Raw genomic sequence first — 14635 nt, forward strand, 5'->3', positions numbered from 1 at the left:
AGCCACCATACAGGAATGAATGAACAGGTCTTCATGTGTCACGAGTATGATGACGCCATGGGCCACGGAACAGATGCCAGGAGCAGCGCCACCACACGCGAACGCCTCGACATCGTCGGGACCGCCGACGTCGCTGCCACCCTCCAGGCCCTCGCCACACCCTCCCGGCTGCGCATCCTCGCCCGGCTCCAGGAAGGCCCCAGCTCGGTGAGCGACCTCGCCAGCGCCGTGGGGATGGAAGCCTCGGCCTGCTCCCACCAGCTACGCCTGCTGCGCAACCTCGGCCTCGTCACCGGCGAACGCCACGGCCGCTCGATCATCTACGCCCTCTACGACAACCACGTCGCCGAACTCCTCGACCAGGCCCTCTACCACGTCGAGCACCTGCGCCTGGGCGTCCGCGACCTCCCGGCCGGGACGCCCGAGCCCGCCGTCGCCGACTGACCTCGTCCTCTGCTTCCGGCGGCGGCGAGGGCGACGGAGGAGACGAGGACGCCTACCGCGTGCGCGGGGCGGTGGCGCGGGGGCGCCGCCCGGACCGGTGGTCAGTACCGTCCGGTCTCCATGACCTCCGTGAGTTCGCCGTCCGGCGGGGGCGTGGCCGCGGGGAGGCGGCTCCACAGCTCCCGCAGCCGGATCAGCATCCGCTCGGCCGGCTCCCGGTCGTCGAAGTCGAGGTCGATCAGCACCCGGCCCGGATCGCCGACGGGCCGCATCACCCGGTAGGCCCGGACGCCCACCGCGCCGCGACCCAGCGGGTCGCCGTCGAAGGCCCGCTTCCATGCCTCGTACTCCGGTACGGAGTGCTCGACGCGCAGGACGTACATCACCGGCTCCTCTCGGTGTGCCCTCTTCCAGTCGACCACCGGACCGCCCGCACCGCCCACCGCGCCCACCGCGCCGGCCGGGGCCGGCGGGGTCCGGTGGGCGCGGCGGTTGTCAGCGGCGCGGTCCGCGCCCGTGCCCGCCGCCTCGCGGCCGGCCCGTCGCGCTCACCGCTTCAGCGGGTCGGCCGCGGCGAGCGGCCGGGGCTCGGCGGCCGTGGGCAGCAGGGTGAGCGCGGGGGCGGCGGTGCGGGCGGAGGCTGCCGGACGCGGGCCGCCCGCGAGAGCGCCCTCGACGTGGCGGATCAGCGCCGCGTCGACGGCGTGCGGCTGCGGCAGGCCGTTGTCGTCGAGGCGCTGGTACTTCATCAGGTTGAGGCCGACGGCCACCTGGTGGCGGCCGTCCTCGGAGGAGAGCGCCATCGTGCCCGCGCCGAACACGGCGCCGTCGTGGCCCCAGTACCAGCGGCCGTCGGACATCCGCGTCGTGTAGATGCCGAGGCCGTAGCGCATGACGGCCTCCTCGCCGGGCGGCGCCTCGTACGCGGGGACGGTCGTCTTCATCTCACGCAGTTCGGCCGGGCCGAGGAGGCGGCCGGTGAGGAGCTGCCGGTAGAAGGAGTTGAGGTCGTCCATGGTCGAGACGAGGTTGCCGGCCACGCCGGCCCAGGACATGTCGTAGACGCTGTAGTCGCGGGCCGGGTCGATCATGCCGTACATCGACTCGTACATCCTGGAGTGCGGGCCGGTGAGACGGGCCGTGCGCGGGAAGTAGGTGTGGCGCAGCCCGGCCTTCCGGATGACGTGGCGGGTGATGTACCGCTCCGGGTCCTCGCCGGTGACCTCGCGGAGCAGCTCGCCGAGGATGAGGTAGTTGGTGTTGGAGTAGCCGTACGTGCCGCGGGGCACGGGCGAGGGCGTCGCGAGGCCGATGCGGATGAGGTCCTCGGGGGCCCAGTGGCGGAAGCGGCCGGTGTCGAGCGCCTTGCCGGGGTCCTGCAGGATGCCGGGGAAGGCGCCGGCTATGTGGTCGCCCAGGCCGCTGGTGTGGTTGAGCAGCATCCGCACGGTGGTGGCGCGGCCCTGCTCGCCGGGGACGAGGTCCGGCAGGTAGCGGGCGACGGGCGCGTCCAGGTCGACGCGGCCCGCGTGGACCTGCTGGAGCACGGCGACGGCGGTGAAGGACTTGGTGATGCTGCCGACGCGGTGCTGGAAGCCGGGCCTGACGGGGCGCCGGGTGTCGGTGTCGGCGACACCGGCGGCACCGTGCCAGTGCGCGGAGCCGTCGCGGACGGCCGAGTAGGTGCCGTACATGCCGGCCTCGTGGACGGCGTCCAGGGAGGCGCGCAGGGCCTCCCGGTCGAGGCGGGGGACGTGGCGCTCGGCGACGGCCGCCGGGGCGGGGGCCGGGGCGGAGGCCGGGGCCGCCGGGGCGGCCTGTGCGGGCAGGGTTCCGGCGGCGAGCGACAGCAGGACGGCGCTCGAGGCGACGGCGGCGAGGCGCAGCCCCTTGGTGCGGGCGGGGCGCTGCGAGAGGTCCATGTGGGCACTCCTGCGGTGGTCGGTGCGGGGCGCGGGGTTCGCGGCCCGCACCCATCCTCGGGGCGCGGGAGGGGCCGGATTCTCCTCCTGTGGGAGGAAGTTGCGCACGGGGGACCATGACATCCGTCAGTCGCGAGGCGTACGCCGAAGGGGGCCTGGCACGCCGCGGCCCCCGGCGGGCGGTGTGCCCGGCGGGGGCCGCGGCGTGGGCACGGCGCGCGTCGCGGCGCGTCGTGCGGCGCTGTACCGGTGGTGGCGCTGTACCGGTGGCGGTACCGGTGGCGCGGTGTCGGGGCCGGCGCCGTCCCGGTGCCCGGCGCGGTGTCAGTAGCGGCGCGTGGCGAGCCTCCCCAGCAGTCCGTGGCCGCGGCCGCGCCCGCGGCGCCGGCGGGAGTCGGTCACCGCGCGGCGGGCGGTGCGGAGGAGGCCGCGGCCCTGCGGGGTGCGGCTGAACCTCTGGATGCGACGGATCAGTCGGGACATGACGCCTCCTGTGTGCCGGTGCCGGACGTGGCAGGCGCTGAGCGCCGGTCCGGGCTGTTCGTGTCGCAACCCGTGTGCCCCGCCGCGCCGTTCCCATGTGCGCCGGAGGACCGGGGTCGGGGGCCGGCCGTGCCCGGGGCCTCTGTGGGGGCGGCCGTCCGCGGCTCCTGGCCGAGGAGGGCGGCCATGGTCCCGGCGGCGCGGACGGCGGCGTCCCCGCAGCAGTTGTTGAACAGCACGTGGACCTCGGCCGCGCGGTCGGCGAGGGCGCGGACGCGCGGCAGCCACTCGCGCAGTTCGTCCTCCGTGTAGTCGTGCCGGAAGCGCTCCTCCTTGCCGCCGGTGCCCCAGGCCGCGCTGCGGCCGTGGAACCGGACGACGGAGAGCGCGGGCGAGGTGACCGGCACGTCCGGGGTCAGCGAGCCGGGCAGCCCCGCCGCGGTGTCCACGGCCACGGCCGCCATCCCGAGGCCGCCGAGGAGCGCGGCCGTGTCGGCCCGCCCGCCCTCCGCCCACCAGCCGGGGTGGCGGAACTCGACCGCCACCCGCCAGCCCCGCGTCCGCGCCCGGCACTCCTCGACGAACGCGCGGGTGCGCGGGCCCGGTTGCGCCCACGGCGGCAGCTGGAAGAGCACGGCGCCCATGCGGCCGGCGTCGCGCAGCGGGCCGAGCGCCGCGGCGAAGCGGTGCCACACCTCGTCCAGGAAGGCCGGGTCCGCCGGTGTGCGGCGGGTCCCGCCGTGCCGGGCGAGCGCGGGCCGCAGATCCGCGGGGAGCGCGGCAGGCCGGGTGGGGTGACCGGTGAGCAGGGAGAACGCCTTCACGTCGAAGCGGAAGCCGTCCGGGGTGCGCTCCGCCCAGAGCCGGCTGTTGCGGGCGCTGGGCATGCCGTAGTACGTGGAGTCGACCTCCACCAGCGGGAAGCGGTCCGCGTAGTGCCGCAGCCGCCCCTCCGCGTCGCGTCTGCCGCGCGGATACCAGCCGCTGGAGACCAGGGCCGGGTCCGTCCACGAGCAGGTTCCCGTCAGGATGCCGTCCACGGTGTGCGCTCCCCTCCCAGGGCGTCTCGTCCACTCGCTCCCCTCCACCCGCCGCCCCTCCCGCGAGCCGGATCGTGGAGGGGCCGGTGCCCGGCCGTCGGAGGCCCGGTCGTCCCCGGCGGACCTCGCGGGCCGGGCCGTACGTCGGGCCGACCAGGGCGGGCCGCGCCGTACATCAGGCCGCCGCGGGCCGGGCCGCCTCGGGCCGGGCGCTCCCTGGGGCCCATGGCGACCGGGCCGTCCGGGGTGGGCGAGCCCCGGCCGCGCGTACGGGGGTACGGCGCGTCCGGGGCTCCTCGGGCCGGGGCTCGGTCGGCGGAGAGGGCAGCATGCCCTTCAGCCTGTCGTCGGTGCCGCGGACCGGCAGCGCCCCGGCGCCGGGGCGGGTCATCTTCTTCTTCGCGGCGTCGAGCACGGTCTCGTCTCGCGGACGCACTCGGCGCCCTCGGTCGTGATCTCTCGTGCCGTCGTCATGGTGGCGGCGTTCCTCCTCCGCGTCGCGCGACAGCGCCGCCCGGACCGGTGTCGTGGCCGGTGGATGGCGCTCGCACGCCACCACGGATAGCCCGTGATCGCGTGCGCTAAGTCGTTCTCCCCGCATGCGCAACCGCTGGCGGCGGCCCGCATGCTTCCGTACGGAGTGGGCACACGGACGTCCCCGAGTACGGAGGACGACGCATGACGATGACGGAGCATCCGGTCGGGTGGCCCACGGGGCGCCGCCCCACCGCAGGGACCTGCCCCTCGTGCGCGGAGCGGACCCGGCAGACCGGGATCCACCCGGTCGGGGGAACGGCGCACGGCGCGCAGGCACCGGCCCCGGAGGCTCCGGCCACGGCGGACCCGGCGGACCCGGCGGCGGACGCTTCCGCGTCGCACGCGCGGATCGGGGACACGCCGATCCTGGGCGCACCGACGGCGAAGGCGCCGACCGCGCAGGCCGCGGCGGCGGACGCCCCGGCCCCGGCGGCCCCCGCCGCGGTCCCGGTCGCGGCGGCGATGAAGGCCGCGGCCCCGGCCGCGGGGACACCCGCCGCGGGCAGGGGGGCGGCCCTCGTGAGCACGGGGACGCCGCCCCTTCCCGGCGCGGCCCCGCACCACGCGGTGGACCACGAGCGGCCCGAGACCGCGCGGGACCGCGTCAACCGCAGGTGGAACGAGATCCTGCAGGAGACGCGGGTGGCGCAGACGGGTGTGCAGATCCTCTTCGGATTCCTGCTGAGCGTCGCCTTCAGCCCGCTGTTCCGGGACCTGGCCATGGCCGACCGGGTGATCTACGTGATCACGGTGGTGCTGGGCGCGTCCGCGACCGCCTCCCTGATCGCCCCCGTGTCGCTGCACCGGTTCCTGTCGGGGCAGCGGATGAAGGACGAGATGGTGGACATCGCCCACAAGCTGATGATGTGCGGGATGGTCCTGCTCGCCCTCACGATCGGCTGCACCCTGCTGCTGATCCTCCACGTCGTGGTGTCCGGCCTGCTCGCCGAGCTGCTCGTGGCCGGGGTGATGCTCTGGTTCGCGCTGTGCTGGTACGTACTCCCCCTGTGGCTGCGCCGCCGGTCCGCCAGGCGGCTCGCGCGGCGGTCGGTCCGGAGCTGAAACCGAGAAAGGTGATGTCGTGCGGAGTGTGGGTGTCGAGGAAGAGCTGCTGCTCGTCGACCGGGAGAACGGGGAGCCTCGTGCGCTGTCCCATGCGGTGCTGGCGGCGGCCTCACGCGACCCGCGGGGGAACGAGGAGGTGTTCGAGAGCGAACTCCAGCGCCAGCAGCTGGAGTTCGCGACCAGCCCGCGGACGGACATGGGGGATCTCGCCGAGGAGATCCGCCGCTGGCGGGCCGAGGCGGCCCGGCACGCCGAGGGTGTCGACGCCTCCGTCGCCGCCCTGGCGACGTCCCCGCTGGAGGTGAGCCCGACGCTCGGCACCGACGAGCGGCACCTGTGGCTGCAGGAGCACTTCGGCCTCACCACGCAGGAGCAGCTGACCTGCGGCTGCCATGTGCACGTGTCGGTGGAGTCCGACGAGGAGGGCGTGGCCGTACTGGACCGGATCCGGCCCTGGCTGCCGGTCGTGCTGGCGCTCAGCGCGAACTCGCCCTTCTGGCAGGGCGAGGACAGCGGGTACGCCAGCTACCGCAACCGGGTGTGGGGGCGGTGGCCCTCGGCGGGGCCCGTCGAGGTGTTCGGCTCCGCGGACCGGTACCACCAGCAGGTGGCCGACATGATCGCGAGCGGGGCGCTGCTGGACGAGGGGATGGTGTACTTCGACGCCCGGCTGTCCAAGGCGTACCCGACGGTGGAGATCCGGGTGGCGGACGTGTGCCTGGACGCCTCCACGACGGTGCTGCTGGCCACGCTGCTGCGGGGCCTGGTGGACACGGCCGCGCGGGAGTGGCGCGACGGGGTGCCGCCGACGCGGCACGGGGTGGCGCTGCTGCGGCTGGCGACCTGGCGGGCGGCCCGTTCGGGCCTGGAAGGGGAGCTGATCCACCCGGAGACGATGCGCCCCGCCCCGGCGGAGGCGGTCGTGCGGGCGCTCTTCGACCACGTGCGGGAGGCGCTGGACGCGAACGGCGACACGGCGGGCGCCCAGAAGGCCCTCGCCGAGCTGCTGGACGGAGGCAACGGCGCCCGCGTGCAGCGGCGGATCCTGCACCGGACGGGAAGCCTGCGGTCCGTGGTGGCCGAGTGCGTCCGGCGCACCCTCGAGTAGGCCCCTTGCCGCTTCGTTCCCCGCGTCCCCGCCCCGGCACCCGCCGGGGCGGGGACGCGCGGGTGTGCGGTGGGGTGCGGTGTGCGGGTGGCCGGAGCGGGCCGCGCGCGGGACGGGCTCCGGGCCGGCGGACCACGGCGGCCGCGGAGCCGGGACGTCGGGGCACCGCGGCCGTGGAGCCGGGAGCCAGGGCGTCGGGGCACCGCGGCCGTGGGGCGGGCCGGGGATGCTGCTCCCCGCGCCGGGGCCGAAGGCCCGGTGTGTGCGGGGCCGGGGCCGGCGTGCGGGCCGCAGAAGCCGGGGCGCGGGCCCGGCGGCCGGGTACGGGCCCGAGGACCGGGGCACGGGTCCGGAAGCCGCGGCCCCCGAAACAGGGCGCCCCGAAGCAGGGGCGCGCGGGCCCGAGACTGGGGGTCAGCCCCCGAAGCCGGGGCACGCGGGCACGAAGCCGGGACGCGCGGACCCGAAGCAGGCGGGCCCGGAGCAGGCGGGCCCGGAGCAGGCGGGCCCGGAGCCGGGGTCAGCCCCGGCGGTCGGCGGTCAGGAGGCCGGGCGGGACGGCGGCAGCGTCGTCTCGTCCGCCTTCTTCTCGCCGTTCTCCGCCTTCATCGCCGCGGCCTCGCTCTTGAGGATCCGCGCGGACTTGCCGAGGGAGCGCGCCATCTCCGGCAGCTTCTTGCTGCCGAAGAGCAGGACGACGACTCCGAGCACGATGGCGAGGTGCCAAGCGCTGAACGTTCCCATGTTCCCTACCTTCCGACCGGGCCGCGCCCCGGGGCGCCTGCGTCCGTGACCCTTCGGATCGTAGCCGTCGGAGGTGTACGCCGGACAAGAGGGCCATGTCGGAAGCGTGCGGGCCGTCTCCACCCGCCCCGGCGGCCGCAGCGCACCTCCATGGGGCCGGACATCGCGCGTCTTGTGCGGAATTCGGCCGATTAGTTGCCCAGGTAAAGTATTAGCAAGAAGCCCCCACGCAGTCCCCCTCCCGCACTCGACCCAGGCTCGAAGGAGATCCGCCGTGCCCGCTCCACGGATGAGCAGTACACCGCTGCCCGGAATCGGGGTCCGCTACGACCTCACCACCCGCGAGGACCGCCGCCTGTCGGTGGTCGCGCAGCGCGACGGCGCGCGCGTGCTCAACGCGTACCGCCGGGACGATCCGGACGAGTGCGCGCTCTCCGTGAAGCTCACCGCCCCCGAGGCGGAGGCGCTGATCGACGCGCTGATGCCGGCGCACCACAGCCCGAGCCTGCTGTCGACGACGGACCTGGGCCTGGTGGCCGAGCGGATCGAGCTGTCGTCCACCTCGTACTGGTGCGGGCGGCTGCTCGGGGACACCCGGATGCGCACCGAGACGGGCGTGTCCATCGTCGCCGTGCTGCGCAGGGCCGACGCCGTCCCGGCACCCGGGCCGGACTTCCGGCTGGCCGGCGGGGACACCCTCATCGTCATCGGCACGCGCGAAGGCGTCGACGCCGCCGCCGCGATCCTCGGAAGGGAGTGATCGGTGCACTCGTCCGCTGTCTTCCTGATCGAGTTCGGTGCGATCATCCTCGGCCTCGGCCTGCTGGGGCGCCTCGCCGGGCGGCTGAAGTTCTCGCCCATCCCCCTCTACCTGCTGGCCGGTTTGGCGTTCGGCACGGGCGGGCTGCTCCCGCTGGGCGCGAGCGAGGAGTTCGTGGCGATCGGCGCCGAGATCGGCGTCATCCTGCTGCTGCTGATGCTGGGCCTGGAGTACACGGCCACCGACCTGGTCACCAACCTGAAGACCCAGTACCGCTCCGGCCTGATGGACGCGGCGCTGAACGCGCTGCCCGGCGCCGCGATGGCGCTGCTGCTGGGCTGGGGCCCGGTCGCGGCGGTCGTCCTCGCGGGGGTGACGTGGATCTCGTCGTCCGGCGTGATCGCCAAGGTCCTCGGCGACCTGGGACGGCTCGGCAACCGGGAGACGCCGGTGGTGCTGAGCATCCTGGTCCTGGAGGACCTGGCGATGGCGGTGTACCTGCCGATCATCACCGCCCTGCTCGCCGGGGTCAGCCTCGCCGCGGGCAGCGCGACCCTCGCCGTCGCGCTCGGCGTGGCCGGCCTCGTCCTGTTCCTCGCGGTCCGGTACGGCCGGGTGATCTCCCGGTTCGTCTCCAGCGACGACCCGGAGAAGCTGCTGCTCGTCGTGCTCGGCCTCACCCTGCTGGTCGCGGGGATAGCGCAGCAGCTCCAGGTATCAGCCGCGGTCGGCGCGTTCCTGGTGGGCATCGCCCTGTCCGGTGAGGTCGCGGAGGGCGCGCACAACCTGCTCAGCCCGCTGCGGGACCTGTTCGCCGCGGTGTTCTTCGTCTTCTTCGGCCTGCACACCGACCCGTCGAGCATCCCGCCCGTCCTGGTGCCCGCGCTGGCGCTGGCCGTCGTGACGGCCGGTACGAAGATCGCGACGGGGTACTGGGCGGCGAAGCGCGCGGGGATCTCCGCCAAGGGCCGCTGGCGCGCCGGTGGGACGCTGGTGGCGCGCGGCGAGTTCTCCATCGTCATCGCGGGCCTCGCCGTCACGGCCGGCATCGAGCCGTCGCTCGGGCCGCTGGCCACGGCGTACGTGCTGATCCTGGTCGTCCTGGGGCCGCTGACCGCCCGCTACACGGAGCCGGTCGCGACCCGGCTGAGCGCCCGCCTGCGCGGCGGCGGACCGGACGGGGTGCCGTCCGCCGCGCCGCGCGCGGAGATGCTCGACCCGGTCGAGGACGGCGCGCCCCGCGCGTAGGCGCGGCGCCGGGCGGGGTCCGCGCCGATCCGCCGGACCCGCGCGGTCCTGCGCCGGCGGGGCGGCCGCCCCGCCGCCGCGGCCCGCCCGCGGTGACGGCCCGCCCATCGGCACGAGCCTCCCGCCGCCGCGGTCCGCCCGCGCGGACCGACCCGAAGCACCCGGCCCGGTGGCCGCCCCTCGCGGGGCGGGCACCGGGCCGGGTGCTTGCCGGTGCCGGCGGCTCAGTCCCGCTCAGTCCTCGCTGCCGAGCCACAGGTCGGGGCCGAAGACCTCGTAGTGGACGTCGCGGGCGGGCACGCCGCGCCGCAGGAGGTCACCGCGCACCGCGCGCATGAAGGGGAGCGGGCCGCAGAGGTACGCGGTGACGCCTTCCGGCAGGTCGAGCGCGGCCAGGTCGACCGTGCCGCGCGAGGCCGCCGTGTCGTCGCCGGGCTCCTCGTACCACAGGTGCAGCGCCGCGCCGGGGAGCCCGGCGGCCAGGCGGCGGAGCTCGTCGCGGTGGGCGTGGTCGGCCGGGGTGCGGTCGGCGTGGACGACGGTCACGGAGCGGTTTCCGCCCTCGGCCGCCAGGTGGTGGAGCATCGACAGCATCGGCGTGCAGCCGATCCCGGCGGAGGCCAGCAGCAGCGGTCCGTCGCCCTCGGGCAAGACGAGGTCGCCGAAGGGCGCGGAGACCTGGAGGACGCCGCCGGCGCGGGCGTGCGCGTGCAGCCACGACGACACCTCGCCCTCCGGTCCGGCGCCGCCCCGGACCCGCTTGACGGTGATCCGCCACTGACCGGTGCCGGGCGCGGCGGAGAGGCTGTACTGGCGTATCTGGCGGGCGCCGTCGGCCAGCTCCACCTGGACGCTCACGTACTGGCCCGGACGGAAGGCGCCGGCGGGCGTGCCGTCGGCGGGGCGCAGGACGAGGGACATCGCGTCGGCGGTCTCCTCGTGCCGCTCCACGATCCGCATGGGCCGCCAGGTGGCGCCCTCGGCGGCGCCCGCCTCCTGGTAGAGGCGCGCCTCGACGGCGATGAGGGCGTTGGCCATCAGCCAGTAGACCTCGTCCCAGGCGGCGGCCACCTCCTCGGTGACGGCGTCGCCGAGGACCTCGACGATGGCGCCGAAGAGGTGCTGGTGGACCAGCTTGTACTGCTCGGAGGTGACGCCCAGGGAGGCGTGCTTGTGGGCGATGCGGGAGAGCATCGCGTCCGGCCGGGCGTGGGGGTGCTCCAGGAGCATGCCGGCGAAGGCGGCGATGGAGCCGGCCAGGGCCTGCTGCTGCTCGCCGCTCGCCTGGTTGCCCCGGTTGAACAGATCGCGGAGCAGTTCGGGCCGGTCGGTGAACAGCTTCTTGTAGAACAGCTCGGTGATCTCGCCGATGGCGGCGCCCACGACGGGCAGGGTGGCGCGGATGACCGGGGCGGACTGCTCGGACAGCACAGCGACTCCTCGAAAGTGGTATGTGATCTTCGTATTCAAACGGACAGGTGGAGTGGGCACGGGGCCACGGCCGGGAAGCCCCGGAAGGGGTGGCGGGACGGGTCAGCCGGGACGGCGGCCGACGAGGCCGACGAGCACCGGACCGGTGGGCGAGGAGACGAGGTCGGCCACGGTGAGCGGGTCGAGCGCGGCGTAGAAGGCCTCCTGCGCGTCGCGCAGGGCCCCGCGCAGCCGGCACGCGGCACGCAGCGGGCACGGCGTCTCACCCTCGCAGGCGACCACTTCGCCGTCCCCTTCCAACTCCCTCACCAGCCAGCCGATCGACGCGCCACGGCCGAGCGCGGTCAGCGCCAGGCCGCCGCCGCGACCCCGGCGGGCCTCCAGCACGCCCAGGTGCTGGAGCCGGGTGACGACCTTGGCCATGTGGGCGGCCGGCACGCCCATCGACTCGGCCACCTCGCGGGTGGTCGGCGAGCCGCCGCCGTCCTCGACGGCGAGCCGCATGACGGCGCGGAGCGCCAGGTCGGTGAACTTCGTCAGCCTCACGCCGCTGACGCTATCAAACACGCATACGGGATTCGTATTTGGGGACCCGCTTCGCGAGCGATGTGGGGGCGATCACAGGAGAGGCCCGGCGCCCCGGAGGGTTCGGCTCCGGCGCCCGCATACCGGGGTGGGGTGTCCGACCGGCCCGCCGTGGGTGCAGACTGGCGTGTGGTTAGCATATGAGCACCGCCTAGCTCGAAAGATAATCCTGTGACTGTCAAAGACGACTCGTTCACCAACTGGAAGAACCGCGAGGAGATCGCGGAGTCGATGATCCCGATGATCGGCAAGCTGCACCGGGAGCGGGACGTCACCGTCCTGGTGCACAGCCGGTCGTTGGTGAACAAGTCGGTGGTGAGCATCCTCAAGACCCACCGATTCGCCCGTCAGATCGCCGGTGAGGAGCTGTCGGTCACCGAGACGCTCCCCTTCCTGCAGGCCCTCACGACGCTCGACCTGGGCCCGTCCCAGATCGACATCGGCATGCTCGCCGCGACGTACAAGGCCGACACCCGCGGCCTGTCCGTGGAGGAGTTCACCGCCGAGGCCGTCGCCGGCGCGACCGGCGAGAACAAGATCGAGCGCCGCGAGCCCCGCGACGTCGTGCTGTACGGCTTCGGCCGCATCGGCCGCCTCGTCGCCCGGCTGCTCATCGAGAAGACCGGCTCCGGCAACGGCCTGCGGCTGCGGGCCATCGTCGTCCGCCGGGGCGGCGACCAGGACATCGTCAAGCGCGCCTCGCTGCTGCGCCGCGACTCCATCCACGGCCAGTTCCAGGGCACCATCACCGTCGACGAGGCGAAGAGCACGATCGTCGCCAACGGCAACGAGATCAAGGTGATCTACGCCAACGACCCCTCCGAGGTCGACTACACGGCGTACGGCATCAACGACGCCATCCTCATCGACAACACGGGCAAGTGGCGCGACCGTGCGGGCCTCTCGCACCACCTGCGCCCCGGCATCGCCAAGGTGGTCCTCACCGCGCCGGGCAAGGGCGACGTCCCGAACATCGTCCACGGCGTCAACCACGACACCATCAAGCCGGACGACCAGGTCATCTCCTGCGCGTCCTGCACCACCAACGCGATCGTCCCGCCGCTGAAGGCGATGGCCGACGAGTACGGCGTCCTGCGCGGCCACGTGGAGACCGTCCACTCGTTCACCAACGACCAGAACCTGCTGGACAACTACCACAAGGCCGACCGCCGCGGCCGCTCCGCGCCGCTCAACATGGTCATCACCGAGACGGGCGCCGCCTCCGCCGTGGCGAAGGCGCTCCCCGAGCTGAAGGCGCCCATCACCGGCAGCTCGATCCGCGTCCCGGTCCCGGACGTCTCGATCGCGATCCTCTCGCTGCGCCTGGGCCGCGAGACCACCCGCGAGGAGGTCCTCGACTACCTGCGCAACGTGTCGCTGACCTCGCCGCTGAAGCGCCAGATCGACTTCATCACCGCGCCCGACGCCGTGTCGAGCGACTTCATCGGCTCGCGCCACGCGTCGATCGTCGACGCCGGCGCCACCAAGGTCGACGGCGACAACGCCATCCTCTACCTCTGGTACGACAACGAGTTCGGCTACTCCTGCCAGGTCATCCGGGTCGTCCAGCACGTCTCGGGCGTCGAGTACCCGACCTACCCGGCCCCGGCGGTCTGAGCCCCGGCGGTCTGACCGGCCCACCCGGTTCCGGCGGGCGGTCCGCCCCCGTGCGGCCGCCTGCCGCCCCCGCCCGTCCGTCCCGCCCCGCCGCCCGGTCCGCCCGGACGGCGGGGCGGACGCGGTGGGGCGGCAGGCGGCGGGGCGGCCCCGATGGGCGGGGGCCCCGTCGGTCCTCCCCCACCGCCGACCGGGAGCGGGCCGCGCCCCCTGTGCCACCCGGGCCGCGCCCCCGCCGGCACGCGGCCGACCACCGGCACCGGGCGTGGACGCCACACCGGCACCGGGCGTGCACGCCACCCCCGGCACAGGCGTGGACGCCACGCCGGGCGCGGGTCACGCCGGGCGCCGCGCGTGGACGTACAGGTGCTCCTCGGGTCCCGCGTCCGGGCCGTGCGGCCGGTACACCGCCGTGTGGTGGTGGACGACCTCCAGCCCCGCGCCCGCCAGCAGCCGCAGGTGCTCCTCGGCCGACAGGCTGCTGACGGTGACCCGGTGCCCCATCCACACGATGTCCAGGCCGCGGATGTCGCCGGGCACCGTCGCCAGGACGAGCGCCCCGCCGGGCGCCACCCAGGACGCCATCCGCGTCAGCGAGTCCGCGACCTCGGGCTGGTCCATGACGAGCAGCGGGAAGAAGGCGCACACCGCGTCGTACCCGCCGGCGGGCGGCTCGAAGGTCCGTACGTCGGCCCGCTCGAAGCGTGCGCCGGGCACCCGCTCCCGTGCCACGCGCACCATCTCGGCCGACACGTCGATCCCGGTGACGTCGAAGCCGGCCCGCACCAGCCGCTCGGCCGCCGGGCGTCCGGTGCCGCTGCCCACGTCGAGCACGCGCGCTCCGGGCGGCAGCCGGTCCGCGAGCCAGTCCAGGGCGGCCAGTTGGCCCGGTACGCCGGCGAACACCTCCTCGTAGCGCGCGCCCACCGCGTCGAAGACCTCCGCGGCGGACGCACCGCCGGCCCCTCGCTCCTCACCCGTCACCGCACCACTCCCCTGTCCGCCGGGCCCGCGCCCGCGCGGCGGACCCGGATCGCTTCCGGCCGGAACGCTACCGGCGCACGCGCCCGGCGGACAGGGCGCGGCACCCCGGTCCTCCCGGCGCGGCGGGCGTTGTCAGTGGGGCCGACTAGCGTGGTGGGCATGATCGATGCCGAGGACGTCCGCCGGATCGCCCTGTCCTTCCCCGAGACGGTGGAGAAGGAGGCGTGGTCCATACCCACGTTCCGCGTGGCGGGGAAGATGTACGTCACGATCCCCGACGACCAGACCTCGTTCGCCGTGCGCTGCCCGCGCCTGGAGCGCGAGGAGCTGATCGCGGCCGAGCCGGAGAAGTTCTGGGTGCCGCCGCACGAGGCCTCCTCGGCGTGGGTGCGGGTGCGGCTCGCCGCTCTGGAGGGCCTCGACGAGCTGCGGGACATCCTCGTCGACTCCTGGCGGCAGGCCGCGCCCGACCGGCTCGCCGAGGACCACCCGGACCTGCGGCCGGGTGGGGCGGCCGGCTGAGCGGACGCGGGGGCGGCGCTCGGGCGGGCGCAGGCGTGCGAAGCGTTGTCGTCCGTCGGGCTGACACGGCGCGGCGGTGTTCCTAGAGTACGGATCCACGAACTGACCGGGGGGTGCCGTGGGGCGAAGCGGTGGCGGACGAAGA

15 protein-coding genes are annotated in these 14635 nt (G+C 74.8%); 7 read left to right on the plus strand and 8 right to left on the minus strand.

Annotation, left to right across the window (positions count from 1 at the left end):
* The first annotated feature begins 57 nt into the window (after positions 1-57).
* A complete protein-coding gene (locus tag CP974_RS01570) occupies positions 58-444 on the plus strand; it encodes an ArsR/SmtB family transcription factor (protein WP_031133034.1) in 387 nt (128 codons plus the stop codon).
* Positions 445-545: 101 nt separating this feature from the next.
* On the opposite strand, the gene CP974_RS01575 is transcribed toward CP974_RS01570, so the two are convergent.
* The 4 genes from CP974_RS01575 to CP974_RS01585 form a co-directional block, all read right to left on the minus strand.
* On the minus strand, positions 546-827 hold the full coding sequence (locus tag CP974_RS01575) for a hypothetical protein (RefSeq protein WP_031133036.1): 282 nt from the start codon (positions 825-827) through the stop codon (positions 546-548).
* Positions 828-992: 165 nt separating this feature from the next.
* The gene (locus CP974_RS01580) at positions 993-2366 is read right to left on the minus strand and encodes a serine hydrolase domain-containing protein (protein WP_031133038.1); all 1374 of its coding nucleotides are present in this window, start codon (positions 2364-2366) and stop codon (positions 993-995) included.
* A 324-nt stretch (positions 2367-2690) separates the two neighbouring features.
* Positions 2691-2849 (minus strand): hypothetical protein, encoded by a 159-nt coding sequence (locus CP974_RS29395; protein ID WP_158100748.1) that lies wholly within the window; start codon positions 2847-2849, stop codon positions 2691-2693.
* Positions 2837-3889: a DUF72 domain-containing protein gene (locus CP974_RS01585; protein ID WP_031133040.1), complete on the minus strand. Its 1053-nt coding sequence runs from the start codon at positions 3887-3889 to the stop codon at positions 2837-2839. The genes CP974_RS29395 and CP974_RS01585 overlap by 13 nt, the downstream gene beginning before the upstream one ends.
* Positions 3890-4888: 999 nt before the next feature.
* On the opposite strand from CP974_RS01585, the gene CP974_RS01590 reads away from it, so the two are divergent.
* Positions 4889-5488 carry a DUF6328 family protein gene (locus CP974_RS01590; RefSeq protein WP_107067028.1) on the plus strand — a complete coding sequence of 200 codons (600 nt, stop codon included), beginning with the start codon at positions 4889-4891 and terminating at the stop codon, positions 5486-5488.
* Between the two features lie 19 nt (positions 5489-5507).
* Entirely contained in the window at positions 5508-6599 is a 1092-nt protein-coding gene (locus CP974_RS01595; protein WP_031133044.1) for a glutamate--cysteine ligase 2, read from the plus strand.
* Positions 6600-7139: 540 nt separating this feature from the next.
* Here CP974_RS01595 and tatA read toward each other — a convergent pair.
* Positions 7140-7343: a Sec-independent protein translocase subunit TatA gene (tatA, locus tag CP974_RS01600; RefSeq protein ID WP_031133046.1), complete on the minus strand. Its 204-nt coding sequence runs from the start codon at positions 7341-7343 to the stop codon at positions 7140-7142.
* Between the two features lie 289 nt (positions 7344-7632).
* On the opposite strand from tatA, the gene CP974_RS01605 reads away from it, so the two are divergent.
* On the plus strand, positions 7633-8103 hold the full coding sequence (locus CP974_RS01605) for a cation:proton antiporter regulatory subunit (RefSeq protein WP_031133048.1): 471 nt from the start codon (positions 7633-7635) through the stop codon (positions 8101-8103).
* A 3-nt stretch (positions 8104-8106) separates the two neighbouring features.
* On the plus strand, positions 8107-9351 hold the full coding sequence (locus tag CP974_RS01610) for a cation:proton antiporter (RefSeq protein ID WP_031133050.1): 1245 nt from the start codon (positions 8107-8109) through the stop codon (positions 9349-9351).
* 234 nt (positions 9352-9585) lie between these two features.
* Here CP974_RS01610 and CP974_RS01615 read toward each other — a convergent pair whose 3' ends face one another.
* Together CP974_RS01615 and CP974_RS01620 are read right to left on the minus strand one after the other, a co-directional pair.
* The gene (locus tag CP974_RS01615) at positions 9586-10782 is read right to left on the minus strand and encodes a globin domain-containing protein (protein WP_031131597.1); all 1197 of its coding nucleotides are present in this window, start codon (positions 10780-10782) and stop codon (positions 9586-9588) included.
* Between the two features lie 102 nt (positions 10783-10884).
* Positions 10885-11328: an RrF2 family transcriptional regulator gene (locus tag CP974_RS01620; protein WP_031131599.1), complete on the minus strand. Its 444-nt coding sequence runs from the start codon at positions 11326-11328 to the stop codon at positions 10885-10887.
* Positions 11329-11538: 210 nt separating this feature from the next.
* On the opposite strand from CP974_RS01620, the gene CP974_RS01625 reads away from it, so the two are divergent.
* Positions 11539-12984, plus strand: coding sequence for a glyceraldehyde-3-phosphate dehydrogenase (locus tag CP974_RS01625; RefSeq protein WP_031131601.1), 1446 nt, complete (start codon positions 11539-11541; stop codon positions 12982-12984).
* Positions 12985-13320: 336 nt separating this feature from the next.
* On the opposite strand, the gene CP974_RS01630 is transcribed toward CP974_RS01625, so the two are convergent.
* The gene (locus tag CP974_RS01630; protein ID WP_031131603.1) at positions 13321-13968 is read right to left on the minus strand and encodes a class I SAM-dependent methyltransferase; all 648 of its coding nucleotides are present in this window, start codon (positions 13966-13968) and stop codon (positions 13321-13323) included.
* Between the two features lie 159 nt (positions 13969-14127).
* Between CP974_RS01630 and CP974_RS01635 the strand changes: the two genes are divergently transcribed.
* Positions 14128-14490 (plus strand): MmcQ/YjbR family DNA-binding protein, encoded by a 363-nt coding sequence (locus tag CP974_RS01635; protein ID WP_031131605.1) that lies wholly within the window; start codon positions 14128-14130, stop codon positions 14488-14490.
* Positions 14491-14635: the final 145 nt, after the last annotated feature.

The organism is Streptomyces fradiae ATCC 10745 = DSM 40063, assembly GCF_008704425.1.
GTDB classification, from domain to species: Bacteria; Actinomycetota; Actinomycetes; order Streptomycetales; family Streptomycetaceae; genus Streptomyces; species Streptomyces fradiae.